Annotated in this window: 10 protein-coding genes; 2 read left to right on the forward strand and 8 right to left on the reverse strand. The window is 70.8% G+C overall.

Features of this window, described 5'->3' with window-relative positions:
* Positions 1 to 19: 19 nt before the first annotated feature.
* Positions 20 to 625 (reverse strand): YdbC family protein, encoded by a 606-nt coding sequence (locus ACZ4VW_RS26830; RefSeq protein WP_467966693.1) that lies wholly within the window; start codon positions 623 to 625, stop codon positions 20 to 22.
* A 169-nt stretch (positions 626 to 794) separates the two neighbouring features.
* On the opposite strand from ACZ4VW_RS26830, the gene ACZ4VW_RS26835 reads away from it, so the two are divergent.
* On the forward strand, positions 795 to 1,325 hold the full coding sequence (locus ACZ4VW_RS26835; protein ID WP_467966695.1) for a TerD family protein: 531 nt from the start codon (positions 795 to 797) through the stop codon (positions 1,323 to 1,325).
* Positions 1,326 to 1,480: 155 nt separating this feature from the next.
* Here the strand turns inward: ACZ4VW_RS26835 and ACZ4VW_RS26840 are convergent, their stop codons facing one another.
* Together ACZ4VW_RS26840 and nrdR are read right to left on the reverse strand one after the other, a co-directional pair.
* The gene (locus tag ACZ4VW_RS26840; protein WP_467966697.1) at positions 1,481 to 4,369 is read right to left on the reverse strand and encodes a vitamin B12-dependent ribonucleotide reductase; all 2,889 of its coding nucleotides are present in this window, start codon (positions 4,367 to 4,369) and stop codon (positions 1,481 to 1,483) included.
* Between the two features lie 159 nt (positions 4,370 to 4,528).
* On the reverse strand, positions 4,529 to 5,041 hold the full coding sequence (nrdR, locus tag ACZ4VW_RS26845; protein ID WP_467966699.1) for a transcriptional regulator NrdR: 513 nt from the start codon (positions 5,039 to 5,041) through the stop codon (positions 4,529 to 4,531).
* A 481-nt stretch (positions 5,042 to 5,522) separates the two neighbouring features.
* On the opposite strand from nrdR, the gene lexA reads away from it, so the two are divergent.
* Positions 5,523 to 6,320 carry a transcriptional repressor LexA gene (gene lexA, locus ACZ4VW_RS26850; protein ID WP_137992887.1) on the forward strand — a complete coding sequence of 266 codons (798 nt, stop codon included), beginning with the start codon at positions 5,523 to 5,525 and terminating at the stop codon, positions 6,318 to 6,320.
* Between the two features lie 112 nt (positions 6,321 to 6,432).
* Here the strand turns inward: lexA and ACZ4VW_RS26855 are convergent, their stop codons facing one another.
* The 5 genes from ACZ4VW_RS26855 to ACZ4VW_RS26875 form a co-directional block, all read right to left on the reverse strand.
* Positions 6,433 to 8,406 carry an ATP-dependent DNA helicase gene (locus ACZ4VW_RS26855; RefSeq protein ID WP_467966701.1) on the reverse strand — a complete coding sequence of 658 codons (1,974 nt, stop codon included), beginning with the start codon at positions 8,404 to 8,406 and terminating at the stop codon, positions 6,433 to 6,435.
* A gap of 37 nt (positions 8,407 to 8,443) precedes the next feature.
* Entirely contained in the window at positions 8,444 to 10,312 is a 1,869-nt protein-coding gene (locus ACZ4VW_RS26860; protein WP_467966703.1) for an IucA/IucC family protein, read from the reverse strand.
* A 59-nt stretch (positions 10,313 to 10,371) separates the two neighbouring features.
* Positions 10,372 to 11,142 carry a GNAT family N-acetyltransferase gene (locus ACZ4VW_RS26865; RefSeq protein ID WP_467966816.1) on the reverse strand — a complete coding sequence of 257 codons (771 nt, stop codon included), beginning with the start codon at positions 11,140 to 11,142 and terminating at the stop codon, positions 10,372 to 10,374.
* 124 nt (positions 11,143 to 11,266) lie between these two features.
* Positions 11,267 to 13,150, reverse strand: a complete 1,884-nt coding sequence (locus ACZ4VW_RS26870) for an IucA/IucC family protein (RefSeq protein ID WP_467966705.1) — start codon at positions 13,148 to 13,150, stop codon at positions 11,267 to 11,269.
* On the reverse strand, positions 13,147 to 14,661 hold the full coding sequence (locus ACZ4VW_RS26875; protein ID WP_467966707.1) for a diaminobutyrate--2-oxoglutarate transaminase family protein: 1,515 nt from the start codon (positions 14,659 to 14,661) through the stop codon (positions 13,147 to 13,149). Before ACZ4VW_RS26875 ends, ACZ4VW_RS26870 begins: the two co-directional genes overlap by 4 nt.
* Positions 14,662 to 14,748 lie beyond the last annotated feature (87 nt).

The raw sequence follows: 14,748 nt of genomic DNA on the forward strand, positions 1-14,748 counted from the left end.
TCCGTCCACCGACGAGTGATCAGACCGTCCAGGTCGGCTCGAGCTGCACCACGTCACCCGTCAAGGCCGCCACGTCGGCGTCCGTCTGGGCGCGCAGTCCGAGCCGCTCGACGCGCTCGACCCGGTACTTGCCGTGCTCGGCGGCGGACCGCCACATCGACAGCACCACGAACTCGTTCCCGGGCGCCTCGCCGAACAGCCCGCGCAGCATCCCGGGGGAACCGGCCATCGCAGGATTCCACACCTTCTCCTGCATCAGCGCGAAGTGCTCGACCCGGTCCTCATGGACGCGACAGTGCGCCACCCGTGCCACGTCGGCGTCGGCGAACTTCGGCTCGAAGCCGGTCTTCACGTCGAAGCGGTGGTCGAAGAGCTTCGCCTGGAAGTCCTTGTACGTGCCCGCCTGCGCGGCCGCGAGCCGGTCGTGCGAGCGCGCCATGAACGAGTCGTAGAACGCGCGGCTCTCCCAGAAGGCGAAGACATGGGCGACATCCGGCCGCGCACGGCTCCAACCTCCGCCCTGCCCCCGGAACCCCGGTTCACCGAGCAACCCCGCCCATTTCCGCTGCCCCCGCTCGAACCCCCGACGGTCCACCACGGTGCAGCGAATCCACTTGACCAGCACCGCGCCATCGTACGGGGCGGGACAGCGCCCCCGTCAGACTACGGAGCAGTGCACGCACAATGATCGCGAGAACACCGAACGCACATGACACCATGAACAACCTGTCCGAGACCAAGGGCAGTTGACCGGTCCATCGGCACGAGTCGTACACACAGAGAGGGAATTCACGGTGAGCGGACTCAACAAGGGGGTCGGCAAGGTCGAGGTGACGCTCAAGTGGGACCCCAGTCCGATCGGCGCCCCGGCGCACGACCTGGACATCATCGCCGGGGTGTACACGACGGACGATCCCTACGGCTCTCCCGCCTATCTGGTGCACTTCGACAGCCGCTCCCCCGACGGCACGATCGCGCTCAGCCGGGACAGCCGTACGGGACAGGGCTTCGGGTACGACGAGGCCATGGTCCTGGAACTGAACCGGCTCGCACCCCGGTACGCGCGCGTGGTGGTGGGCGTGGCCGTCCAGCAGGGCGGCGGCCGGCTGACCTTCGGCGACATCGCCAACACCGGCGTACGGATCCGCGAGGGCTACACCGACCTCGCCGAGCACGGCTTCGAAGACGTCGCCGGGGCCACGGCCGCGACGGTGGTGGAGTTCACCCGGGGCGACGAGGACCGCTGGTCGTACCGGTCGGTGCTCCGTGGATTCGACGCGGACCCGCAGACCTTCGCGACGCTGATGGGTGCCCGGCACGCCTGACGGCGCCGCGCCGGAGCCGGACGACCACGCCCGCGCCGGACGACCACGCCCGCGCCGGACGACCAAGCCCGCGCCGGACGACCAAGCCGGCGCCGGACGACCACGAAGGGGACCGGCCATGGGCCGGTCCCCTTCGTCAGTCACCGCTCAGCGGTTCAGCTGCAGCCGCTGGTCGAGCCGCAGCCCTCGCAGATGTAGCAGGAGCCCGCTCGCTGCATCTTCGTCCCGCAGGAGAAGCACAGCGGGGCGTCCGCGCTGATGCCCAGCTGCATCTCGACGAGTTCTGCCGAGGTGTGCGCCTGCTTGGGGGCCGGGACCTCCGCCTTGGCGGCCGGGGCGACGGCCTTCAGGGTCTCCGTCTGGCGCGGGGCGGACTGGGCCAGGCCCTCGACGTCGACCTCGTCCTCGGTGGGCTCGTAGGAGCCCGTCTCCAGGTGACGCTGACGCTCCTCGGCCGAGTGGATGCCGAGCGCGGAGCGCGTCTCGAAGGGCAGGAAGTCCAGCGCCAGGCGGCGGAAGATGTAGTCGACGATCGACTGCGCCATCCGCACGTCCGGGTCGTCCGTCATGCCGGCCGGCTCGAAGCGCATGTTGGTGAACTTCGAGACGTACGTCTCCAGCGGGACGCCGTACTGCAGGCCGACCGAGACGGCGATGGAGAAGGCGTCCATCATGCCCGCGAGCGTCGATCCCTGCTTGGACATCTTCAGGAAGACCTCGCCGAGACCGTCGTCCGGGTAGGAATTGGCGGTCATGTAGCCCTCGGCGCCACCGACCGTGAAGGAGGTGGTGATCCCCGGACGGCCCTTGGGGAGGCGCTTGCGGACCGGGCGGTACTCGACGACCTTCTCGACGGCCTCGCGGATCGTCGCCTCGGTCTTCGCGGTGACCTCGGCCTTCTCCGTCTCCTTCTTCTTGGCGGAGAGCGGCTGGCCGACCTTGCAGTTGTCGCGGTAGATGGCGAGCGCCTTGACGCCCATCTTCCAGGCCTCGAAGTAGACCTCCTCGACGTCCTCGACCGTGGCCGTCTCCGGCAGGTTCACGGTCTTGGAGAGGGCGCCGGAGATCCAGGGCTGGATGGCGGCCATCATGCGGACGTGGCCCATCGCGGAGATGGAGCGCTCGCCCATGGCGCAGTCGAAGACCTCGTAGTGCTCGGTCTTCAGACCGGGGGCGTCGATCACATTGCCGTGCTCGGCGATGTGGGCGACGATCGCCTCGATCTGCTCCTCCTGGTAACCCAGGCGGCGCAGGGCCTGCGGGACGGTGCCGTTGACGATCTGCATCGAGCCGCCGCCGACCAGCTTCTTGAACTTGACCAGGGCGAGGTCGGGCTCGAGGCCGGTGGTGTCGCAGGACATCGCGAGACCGATGGTGCCGGTCGGGGCGATGACCGAGGCCTGGGCGTTGCGGAAGCCGTTCTTGGCGCCGAGGCGGATGACGTCCTGCCAGGCCTCCGTGGCGGCGGCCCAGATCGGCGAGTCGAGGTCGTCCATGCGGACGGCCTCGGTGTTCGCGTCGGCGTGCTGCTTCATGACCCGCTGGTGCGGCTCGGCGTTGCGGGCGTAGCCGTCGTACGGGCCGACGACCGCCGCGAGCTCGGCGGAGCGCCTGTACGAGGTGCCGGTCATGAGCGAGGTGATGGCACCCGCCAGGGCGCGGCCGCCGTCGGAGTCGTACGCGTGGCCGGTGGCCATGAGCAGGGCGCCGAGGTTGGCGTAGCCGATGCCCAGCTGGCGGAAGGCGCGGGTGTTCTCGCCGATCTTCTGGGTCGGGAAGTCCGCGAAGCAGATGGAGATGTCCATCGCCGTGATGACCAGCTCGACGACCTTGGCGAAGCGCTCCGAGTCGAACGACTGGTTGCCCTTGCCGTCGTCCTTGAGGAACTTCATCAGGTTCAGGGAGGCGAGGTTGCAGGACGTGTTGTCCAGGTGCATGTACTCGCTGCACGGGTTCGAGCCGTTGATGCGGCCGGACTCGGGGCAGGTGTGCCAGCGGTTGATCGTGTCGTCGTACTGGATGCCCGGGTCGGCGCAGGCCCAGGCGGCCTCGGCCATCTTGCGGAACAGCGACTTGGCCTCGACCTCCTCGATGACCTCGCCGGTCATACGGGCGCGCAGGCCGAACTTGCCGCCGGACTCGACGGCCTTCATGAACTCGTCGTTCACGCGGACCGAGTTGTTGGCGTTCTGGTACTGGACGGACGTGATGTCGTCGCCGCCCAGGTCCATGTCGAAGCCCGCGTCACGGAGGGCGCGGATCTTCTCCTCCTCCTTGACCTTGGTCTCGATGAAGTCCTCGATGTCGGGGTGGTCGACGTCGAGGATGACCATCTTGGCCGCGCGGCGGGTGGCGCCGCCCGACTTGATCGTTCCGGCGGACGCGTCGGCGCCGCGCATGAAGGAGACCGGGCCGGAGGCGTTGCCGCCGGAGGAGAGCAGCTCCTTGGAGGAGCGGATGCGGGAGAGGTTCAGGCCGGCGCCGGAGCCGCCCTTGAAGATCATGCCCTCTTCCTTGTACCAGTCGAGGATCGACTCCATGGAGTCGTCGACGGACAGGATGAAGCAGGCGGAGACCTGCTGGGGCTGCGGCGTGCCGACGTTGAACCACACCGGGGAGTTGAAGCTGAAGATCTGGTGCAGGAGGGCGTACGCCAGCTCGTGCTCGAAGATCTCGGCGTCGGCGGGCGAGGCGAAGTAGCCGTACTCCTCGCCGGCCTTCGTGTAGGTCTTCACGATCCGGTCGATGAGCTGCTTGAGACCGGTCTCGCGCTGCGGGGTGCCGACGGCCCCGCGGAAGTACTTGCTGGTGACGATGTTGACCGCGTTCACCGACCAGAAGTCGGGGAACTCGACGCCACGCTGCTCGAAGTTGACCGAGCCGTCGCGCCAGTTGGTCATGACGACGTCACGGCGCTCCCAGACCACCTCGTCGTACGGATGCACGCCGGGGGTGGTGTGGATGCGCTCGATGCGCAGGCCCTTGCTCGCCTTGGCTCCCTTGGCGCGGGAACCTCGTGCCGGACCGCTCGCCGTCTCTGTCATGCCGCCTCCCATATACGGGCAAAACACCCTGAAGTGCCCAGATAGTCCCAGGGCACCGTCTTCTTGTCTGCTGTCGCGAGTCCCGCTCAGGGCACTCGCGACACGTCTTTTCGGCCGCTCGCGGCCGGCCGGGCCGGACCCTGGGGTCCGGCCCGCCGGTCAGTCGGCGGCGGTGGCGGGAACGGGGACCCCTGGGGCCGCTCCGGTCCCGCAGTCCTCTGCGGTGGGCCGCCGCTCGCGGAGTTCCGCGATGGCGGCCTCGAAGTCGTCGAGGCTGTCGAAAGCCTTGTAAACGGATGCGAAGCGCAGGTACGCGACGAGGTCGAGCTCCTGCAACGGGCCGAGGATGGCCAGACCCACGTCGTGGGTGGTCAGCTCGGCACTCCCGGTGGCGCGCACCGCCTCCTCGACCCGCTGGCCGAGCTTGGCGAGGGCGTCCTCGGTCACCGGCCGCCCCTGGCACGCCTTGCGCACGCCGGAGATGACCTTGGTACGGCTGAAAGGCTCGGTCACGCCGGACCGCTTGATCACCATCAGCGATGCGGTCTCCACCGTCGTGAAACGACGGGAGCAGTCGGGGCACTGGCGGCGGCGTCGGATCGACGTCCCGTCGTCGGTGGTGCGACTGTCGACGACACGGCTGTCGGGGTGCCTGCAGAAGGGGCAATGCATGGTTCCGACCCTCCCTCACGGCACGACTGAATAGCTTCGCCGGGCCCGTCAAGGCCCTTTGAAGCGACCACCAGCATAGGCGATGCGCGTACCCCCGTCAGACCCGGGGACCACAACTTGTAGGTGGTAGATGCAATCCAACCACTAGATCTGGGGTTGGGGCGCTTTTCCGGCACTTCGCGCGTGTCGCGCCGCCCCCGCATCCACGACCGGCCACGAGGGTACGGGAAGCGCGCGGCTCCGCCGATTCCGGGCCCCCGGGTGCCACACTGGAAAGGCACCCCCCACCCCCATGCGGCTGCATGGCGAACGGTACCGTAATGACCGAATTGGCACCGGCGCTCGGGCTCGCATATACACCCACCCGCGCATACACGTAAGGCAATCTGCGTTTTTTCACTCGAACGTGTGTTTGGCGCAACCTTTCGAAAGCCACTACCGTTGTGCCAGCCAGGGAGACCATTCGAGAGGGGCCGCCGACGTGACCACCACCGCAGACAGTGCCACCATCACTGCCCAGGACCGCTCCCAGGGCCGACTCGAGCCGGTGCATGCCATGCCCATGAATGACGCAGCCATGAACGGGGACGGGGAGCCAGGCCGACCTGCGCGCTCGTTGCCCGGGCGACCTCCAGGGATCAGGGCGGACAGCTCTGGGCTCACGGACCGCCAGCGGAGGGTGATCGAGGTCATCCGGGACTCGGTCCAGCGACGCGGCTACCCGCCGTCGATGCGCGAGATCGGCCAGGCGGTGGGCCTCTCCAGCACCTCCTCGGTGGCACACCAGCTGATGGCACTGGAGCGTAAGGGCTTCCTGCGCCGCGATCCGCACCGGCCCCGGGCCTACGAGGTGCGCGGCTCCGACCAGCCCAGCACGCAGCCGACGGACACCACGGGCAAGCCCGCCGCCTCGTACGTGCCGCTCGTCGGCAGGATCGCCGCCGGTGGGCCGATCCTCGCCGAGGAGTCGGTGGAGGACGTCTTCCCGCTGCCCCGGCAGCTGGTCGGCGACGGCGAGCTCTTCGTCCTCAAGGTCGTCGGAGACTCGATGATCGAGGCCGCCATCTGCGACGGCGACTGGGTGACCGTGCGCCGTCAGCCGGTCGCGGAGAACGGCGACATCGTGGCGGCCATGCTCGACGGCGAGGCGACGGTCAAGCGCTTCAAGCGCGAGGACGGCCATGTCTGGCTGCTGCCGCACAACGCGGCGTACCAGCCGATCCCGGGTGACGAGGCCACCATCCTCGGCAAGGTTGTCGCGGTCCTGCGGCGGGTGTGACACCACCCCGCCGGCTCTGACCGGGCCCCGGGACCCACTGCGCCGGTCCCGGGGCCCTGCCATGTCTCCCCACAGGGCCCCGGCCGGAGCGGCGGGGCCCTGTTCGAGTTCTCTAGACTCCCGCCGCCTTCGAGGCGGCGTCGATCGCCGCCAGGGACTTGCGCACCTGGTTACGGTCCGTGGTGTACCAGAAATCGGGCAGCGAAGCCTTGAGATAGCTGCCGTACCGGGCCGTGGCGAGCCGCGGATCGAGTACGGCGACGATGCCACGGTCCCCGGTGGCCCGCACGAGCCGCCCCGCGCCCTGCGCCATCAGCAGCGCGGCGTGCGTGGCCGCGACGGCCATGAAGCCGTTGCCACCCGCGTCCTCCACCGCCTTCTGGCGAGCGCTCATCAGCGGGTCGTCCGGGCGCGGGAAGGGGATCTTGTCCATCACGACCAGCTGGCAGCTGGCGCCCGGGACGTCCACTCCCTGCCAGAGCGAGAGCGTGCCGAAGAGACAGGTCTGCGGTTCGGCCGAGAAGTTCTTGATCAGCTCGCCGAGCGTGTCCTCACCCTGCAGCAGGATCGGATAATCGGGGATGCGGGACCGCAGCTCCTCGGCCGCGAGCTGAGCGGCACGCATCGAGGAGAACAGGCCGAGGGTGCGGCCGCCGGCCGCCTGGATCAGCTCGGTCAGCTCGTCGAGCATGTCCGTCCGGTCGCCGTCCCGCGCGGGGCGGGCCAGGTGCTTGGCGACGTAGAGGATGCCCTGCTTGGGGTAGTCGAACGGCGAACCGACGTCGATGCCCTTCCACACCGGCACGTCCTCGCCCTGAGTGCCCTCCGGGGCCAGGCCGAGGGAGGCCCCGACGCCGTTGAAGTCGCCGCCGAGCTTGAGCGTGGCCGAGGTGAGCACCACGGAGCGGTCCGCGAAGAGCTTCTCGCGCAGCAGCCCGGACACGGAGAGCGGTGCCACCCGCAGGGAGGCGCCGAAGCGGTCGTGGCGCTCGTACCAGACCACGTCGTACTCCGAGCCCTGCGTGATCCGCTCCGCGACGCCATGGACGGTCTCCACCGAGGCCATGGCCTGCTTACGGACGGCGTCCTCGTCCTGGACGGACTTGTCACGGGTGGAGCCGAGGGACGTGATGACGGCGCGCGAGGCGTCGCGCAGGGCCATCAGCGCGTAGGCCAGATCCTCGGGGATCTTCTCCAGCCGTCCCGGCAGCGCCAGCTCCATCAGCCGCTCGAAGCCCTCGGCGGCGGTCTGCAGCTGGTCGGCGACCTTCTCGTCGACCAGCTTCGCGGCACGGCGGACGGCGCGATTGACCTGGCCCGGGGTGAGCTCGCCGGTGGCGACGCCGGTGACCCGGGAGACCAGCTCATGGGCTTCGTCGACGATCAGCACCTCGTGCTGGGGCAGCACGGGGGCGCCCTCGATGGCGTCGATGGCCAGCAGGGCGTGGTTGGTGACGACGACATCGGCGAGCTTGGCGCGCTCGCGGGCCGCCTCCGCGAAGCACTCCGCCCCGTACGCGCACTTGCTCGCACCCAGGCACTCCCGGGAGGAGACCGACACCTGCGCCCAGGCACGGTCGGAGACGCCCGGCGTCAGGTCGTCCCGGTCGCCCGTCTCCGTGTCGTCGGACCAGTCACGGAGCCGCAGCAGGTCCTGGCCCAGCTTGCTCGTGGGGGCCGCGGCCTCGAAGGGGTCGAAGAGGCCGTCCTCCTCGTCCTGGGGCACGCCCTCGTGGAGTCGGTGCAGGCACAGATAGTTCGACCGCCCCTTGAGCATGGCGAACTCCGGGCGCCGGCGAAGCTGCGGGTGCAGCGCCTCGACCGTACGCGGAAGATCGCGCTCCACCAGCTGGCGCTGAAGCGCCAGGGTGGCCGTGGCCACGACCACGCGCTCGCCGTGCGCCAGCGCCGGCACCAGATAGCCGAGGGACTTTCCGGTGCCGGTGCCGGCCTGGACGAGGAGGTGGGAGCTGTCGTCGATGGCCTCGGCCACCGCTTCGGCCATGGTGACCTGGCCGGGGCGCTCCACACCGCCGACGGCGGAGACGGCAGCGTGGAGGAGGTCGGGGAGGGATGGCTTCGTCATAGCTCGTCCAGCCTACGGCGCGGCACTGACAGTCTGATCACGCGAGCGGATTCGGGACCGTCCCGTGGACGGCGGCATGGGGCCGCTGGGGACGGTCACGATAGCCGTCCAGGTGCAGACGGTTCCGGTTGAGACAGAGGCGCTCGATCCGGGGCGTGAGGAGATCGAAGAGCTCGAACCGTTCCTTCAGCTCGGGGAAGCGGGCCTGGTGCCGCAGGATCTCGGCGCGCACCAGTGCCCAGAAATCCTCCTCCGGGACCGCGAGTTGGTCCTCGCACAGAGGGGCGAGGAAACGGAAGACGCCCACGAACAGCCCTGAATGGATGAACTGGGTGAGGAAGCCGGGCTTCTCCCTGAGCAGGACGGACCGGACGTCGTCCGGCATCGCGTCGTGTTCGGGCAGGGGCCGGTCGCTGATGTTGATGTCGTCGACGAAGTCCTTGATCGCCAGGCGTACGGGGACGTCGTGGTCGTCGTAGACGACGATGGCGTTCTCGCCGTGCGGGGAGAAGACGGTGCCGTACTGGTAGAGGAAGTGCAGCAGCGGCGGAAGCAGGGCCGCGAAGAGGTGCTGGAGCCAGACGGCGGGGGCGAGACCGGAGCGCTCGACGAGTTCGGCGACGAACGCCCGGCCGTTCGGATCGGTGTGGAGCAGGGAGGCGAGCGTACGGGCACGCTCGTCGGCCGGGAGCCTGAGCGGTTCGCGCCAGATCGCTCCGAGGAGTTCCTTGTACTGGTACGGGACCTCGGGCAGCCGGTCGTAGAGGGGGTGCTCGACGGTGACGGAGGCGACCTCGCCGAGAAGGATCACCCCGCACTCGTCGCGCAGGAACGGGTCGGCGTCGCGCAGTCCGTGGACCCAGGAGGTGACGGCGGGGGCCGCGAGGGTCCGCTCCGTGGGGAGTCCGCGCCAGACGAGGGTGTTGAGGATCGACAGCGGCAGCTTCACGGTGTGCCGGTCGGGCCTGCTGGTGTTGAGGAACGTACGGATCGACTGCTGGGGCACGCGCAGGTCCCCGTCGGCCGGCAGCGGCACGACGGTCCCGGCGGCGACGGCGGGGGCGTAGAGCGGCAGGACGATCTCGTCCCACTGCCAGGGGTGGACCGGCAGGAGGAGGTACGTCTCGGGATCGAGGCCGCGGGCGCGCAACGTGGCGCGGAAGCTCTCGAGGGTGTCGGTGCCGAGCTCGCGTGCGTAGAGCCGGTCCGGGGTGTCGAGGCCGGGGACTCCGCGGTAGGCGGCGAGGTCGGTGCTCACGGCGATCCAGGGGAGACGGGTCGCGCTGCGAGCCTCGGGAGCCCACCGGGCCGCGTCGGTCGCGGAGAAACCGATCCGGCCCTTGTTGAGGACGAGCCACGGGTGACCTGTCTGGTGTCCCTCGAGTTCGGCGTAGGGGAGATCGGCCAGCCGGTCGGCCGTCAGCGCCGTCCGATCGAGGCGTGCGTCGGCGGCGAGGGTGGTGGTGAGCTCGCGGATGAGGTGGCCGAGAGTGGCGCCGTCGAGGCGGAGGAGCTTGCGGGCCCGCACGAGGAAGTCGAGGGGGTCCGTCATCGGCTGCCCGTCGAGGGCGAGCGAGTCGGGTGCGACCTGCCAGCTTCCGTACGCCCCGCGGCGGGCAGCGAAGGTCAGTGCCGATCCGTCGTCGAGGCGGAGGAGGTAGCGCCGGGGCTCGCGCGGGGCGTCGGCGGGATCGCGGTCGGCGGGGGCGGTCTCGGCACGGGCCGGGGTGTCGGCGGCGGTCGTGTCGGTCGCGGTGTCGAGGAGGACGGGCTCGACGATCTCCTCGTACGCGAACTCCGCGAGGGTCTTGGCGAGCAGGCGGGCAGCGGCCCTGGTCCAGGCCGCGGGGGTCAGCTCGGCGGGTGCGAGCAGTGCGGAGTCATGGGTGGCAGGGGACGACGGCACGGGGACTCCTCGGGGTGGGAACCGCTGTGGGTCGAGCGGTATGCAAGGCAGGGAGGCGTTCACAGGACGTGGCGAAGGGCGCGGTCGCGGACCATGAGGGCGGCTCGTTTGTCGGGGAGGTCGACTTCCGCGGAGAAGCGGAAGCCGGCGCTCAGGAAGGCGGAGACGGACGGGGTGTTGCGCAGGTCGGGTTCGGCGACGACACGGGTGCAGCGAGGCCGGTGGTCGAGTACGAGATCGGCAACGGCTCGCAGAAGAGTGCTGCCGACTCCTCGGCCGCGGTCGGCGACGCTGCCGAGGAGGAGGTGGATACCGGTGTCATGAGGCCGGGCGGGATAGTGCCGGGCGAGGGGGTCGAGGTCGGCGCGGTAGATCTCGAAGTAGCTCATCGGCAGGGAGTCGAGGACTCCGAGGCAGGGGACGCTGCGGCCGTCACCGTGGAGTTGGGCGAGGAGGTGTGCCTCGGTGACGGTCTCCGGGCCGGCGAGCTCCCAGAAGGCGGCCACGGCCGGGTCGTTCATCCAGCGGGTGAGGAGCGCCAGGTCCCGCTCGATCCGCACGGGTACGAGGTGGAAGGAGCCGGCGGGAGTGGGAGCCGGGCCCCAGGTGCCGACGTCGTCCAGGAGGTCGCCGTCGGTGGCGGCTGTGCCGTGGCCGGTGGCGAGCAGGGCGATGAGCTCGTCCGAGAGGTGCAGGTCGAGCGTGTCCTCGCCGCCCGTGTCGGACGGGGGTCGGGCGACGGGTCCGGGGCCGGCGTCCCCGACCAGGGCAGGGTCCGTGGCCTTGCCCGTGTGAGAGCCCGTGCCGGCGCTCGCATCGGTGGGAGGGATGGTGGCGCTCCTCTCGGCGGTTCGGTCCGATCGCGTTCCGCCACCCGCGCGCCCGCGCGGTCGGGTCGCCGGGTCGCCGGGTGGTCAGGTCGGGGTGGTTGGGTCGGGGTGGTCGGGTGGGGCCTCAGGAGCGAAGGGGGTTGGTGATGGTCACGTAGACCGACTGGGTGTCGACGGGGCCGACGAGTTCGTCGAGGCCGTGCAGGCGGGTGAGGAGGTTGGCCTTGCAGCGCAGGGTCGCTGCCTCCAGGAGCCGGTGCGGCAGCGGGGAGCCGAGTCCGGTGACGGAGGTGAGGAACTGGCGGAAGCCGGCGAGCAGGACGCGTTCGTCGGCGAGGTGCTGGGCGCCGAAGGCCCCGATGAGACCGAGGACGTTGTTGATGCCGAGGTAGTAGGCGAAGCGCTCGTCGGTGACCTGGTCGGAGACGAAGGTGTCGCTGGCGGCTCCGATGCCGGGGAGGCGGCTCTCCAGTTCCTCGCGGCGGGACTCGCGGAAGTAGTAGCCCTGATTGTCGCGGTAGCGCCCCCCGATGGGCCAGCCGTCGGGGTCGAGGAGTACCAGGGTGTTCTGCTGGTGGGCCTCGAGGGCGACGCCTGCGGTGCCGTCGAGCCAGAGCACGGGGCGAATGACCTGGTCGAGGTAGCGCAGGAACCACTCGGCGGCGACGGCCGTGGTGGGGCGGCCGGTGCGGGCGGCGAGCCGGGTGACGAGGTCGGCGAGGCGGGAACGCATCCGCGGGCTGCCGGGCCAGGGGCGGGGGGCGGTGAGGGCCGCGATGCAGACGGCGTCGTCCGTGGCGGTGAAGGGGTTGTGGCGGATCATGACGTCGATGCCGGGGACGGGCTCCCCGGCCGGGGTGTCGACGGCGAGCCAGGCGGGGTCGCGGACGATGTCGAAGCCGGGGTGGGCGGCCTGCCACTGGTCGACGAGGCCGGTGCGCAGGAGGCGGTGGACCTCGACACCGCGGTGGAGTTCCTTGCGGAGGTTCTCGCGGCAGGAGTTGGTGATGCGTACGCCGAGGGAGAGCTTGAGCATCGTGCGGGCGCCGGGCCGGTGCACGGTGCGGACGGAGGAGGTGGGGTGCCAGGCGGCGCCGTGGGGCCCGAGGTCGTGGAGAAGGCCGGCGTCGAGGAGGGCGGCGACGGCGGGACGGTGGGTCAGCTCACGCGCCTGCCAGGGGTGGAGGGGCAACGGCACGGTGCCGGGCGGGAGTTCGAGCCCGTCGGCGAGGCCGGTGGCAAGCTGGGCGGCGGAGACCGGACGCCCCTGTTCGGTCCAGGCGGAGTCGGAGGCGAGGATCGTGCTGTCGACGGCCATCCAGTGCAGGGGGAAGGAGCCGTGGAGCTCGGGTGAGTAGAGCCGCGCCTCTGCCTCGGAGAGCCCTTCACGGCTCTTCGGGGTGGGGTGGAGCGGGTGGCCGAGCAGCAGGGACTGCTCGGCGGTGAGGAAGAGATCGGCTTCCGGATCGGGGGCGGGGCGGCGGCGCCGGTCGGCGATGAACGCGGCGGTGCGGCGGGTCGAGTCGGCGACCCTTCCGACGAGTTCGGTCCCTTCGGGGCGGCCGGTCTCGCGGCTGAGGAGGGCGGCGACGGTGACGGCGTCGACCGTGGGGGCCGTGGAGTGCAGCCCTTCGAGGGTGGGAGCGCCGAAGCGGTGCCACCCGGTCCGCGACCAGTAGTGGACGGGGACGAGGAGGGCGGCGCCGCTGGCTTCGAGGGGGATGCGGAGGGTCGAGGTCCTGGGTGCGGGCAGGTTCTTCTCGCGTACCCAGCAGCGCAGCAGGTTCTCGATGGTCGCGGTGTCGGCGGCGCGCCGCGTGTCCGGATCGTCCAGGTGGTCCGGTCGGCAGGCCGCACCGGTCAACGCCGCGGGAGCATGCGGCGTGGGAATGGACCGGGGATCGTACGGCCCGGAGTGCTGGCGGGGGACGGTGGCCTGCTCGACGGTGAGGGGGCCGGAGGCGGCGTTGCCGGCGTCGGACGCTTCGGAGGCGGGGCTGGCGTTCACGGGGCTTCCTTGTGAGGGTGTCCGGATTCGGTCCGGGATCGGTGGGACGGTCCGGTCGATCCGGTCGGTCCGGTGTCGGTCCGGGGACGCGTGACGTGTGCGGGCCGCGCGGGGCGATGGGCGCGTTCGGCGGCGGCCAGGGCGTCGGCGAAGCGGTCCAGGACGGCTTCGGCCTGCTCGTCGGTGAGGGTGAGCGGGGGGAGGAGGCGCACGACTCCCGAGTGGCGGCCGCCGAGTTCGACGATGAGGCCGCGGTCGAGGCATTCCCGCTGGACGGACGCCGCGAGCACGGGGTCCGCCGGTGGGGCGGTGGTGGCGGGTTCCTCCGGGTCCACTGCCTCCGGGTCGACCAGCTCGACACCGATCATCAGGCCACGGCCTCGCACGTCGCCAATGCAGGGGTGGGCGGCGGCCAGGCCCTCGAGCCGTCCGAGCATCCGGGCGCCGAGGGTGGCCGCGCGGTCGGCGAGCCGGTTCTCCCGTACGTACGCGAGGGTGGCGGCCCCGGCCGCCATGGCGAGCTGGTTGCCGCGGAAGGTGCCCGCGTGGGCGCCCGGCTCCCAGGCGTCGAGCTCCGACTTGTAGACGACGACCGCGAGCGGGAGGGAGCCGCCGATGGCTTTGGAGAGGACCATGACGTCGGGGACGACGCCGCTGTGCTCCACGGCCCAGAAGGCGCCGGTGCGTCCGACACCCGTCTGGACCTCGTCGGCGATGAGCGGGATGGAGCGCGCCGCGGTGATCTCCCGCATGCGGCGCAGCCAGGCGTCGGGGGCGGGGATGACGCCGCCCTCGCCCTGGACGGGTTCGAGGATCATGGCGGCGGGGGTGGCGACCCCGCTCTTGGGGTCGTCGAGGAGGTTCTCCGTCCAGCGCGCGGCCAGTTCGGCTCCCCGCTCGCCGCCCACGCCGAAGGGGCAGCGGTAGTTCTGCGGGTAGGGCAGCCGGGTGACGCGCACGTCCGTCGCGCCGCCCGAGGCGTCGAGGGCCCCGGCCGTCATGCCGTGGTAGGCGCCCGTGAAGCTGAGCAGTCCGCGCCGCCCGGTGGCCGTGCGCACGAGTTTGAGGGCGGCCTCGACCGCGTCCGTGCCGGCCGGCCCGCAGAACTGGATGCGCGCGTCCCGGGCGAGTGCGGCGGGCAGCGTGGCGAACAGCTCGGTGGTGAAGGCGTCCTTGACCGGGGTGGCGAGGTCGAGGACGTGGAGGGGGGCTCCGGAGTCGAGGACCTTCCTGATGGCTTCGAGGACCACGGGGTGGTTGTGTCCGAGCGCCAGGGTCCCGGCTCCGGACAGGCAGTCGAGGTAACGCCGGCCGTCCGCGCCCTCGATGGTCAGTCCCCTGGCTCGTACGGGGACGATCGGCAGAGAGCGCGCGTAGGTGCGCGCGGCCGATTCCCGCAGCGACTGGCGGCGCAGAATGCCCTCGAGTACGCCCCCTTCGCCGGCTCTCCGCTCCCCGTGGTGCGCGTGCGCGGCCGACGGTACGGCCGGAGCTGGTTCGGTCACGGCCACGGCTCGGTGTCCTCCCGCTGTAACAGTTGCGTTGCACATCGGTACGTTGCTCCACCGCGCGGGCGGTGGCGCTGAACGCTTCCTCTG

This window comes from Streptomyces sp. NPDC029139 (genome assembly GCF_055564335.1).

Coding starts and splice junctions, on each gene's coding strand:
- ACZ4VW_RS26840 (WP_467966697.1), bottom strand. CDS start 4,369: ATGACAGAGACGGCGAGCGGTCCGGCACGAGGTTCCCGCGCCAAGGGA.
- nrdR (WP_467966699.1), bottom strand. CDS start 5,041: ATGCATTGCCCCTTCTGCAGGCACCCCGACAGCCGTGTCGTCGACAGT.
- ACZ4VW_RS26855 (WP_467966701.1), bottom strand. CDS start 8,406: ATGACGAAGCCATCCCTCCCCGACCTCCTCCACGCTGCCGTCTCCGCC.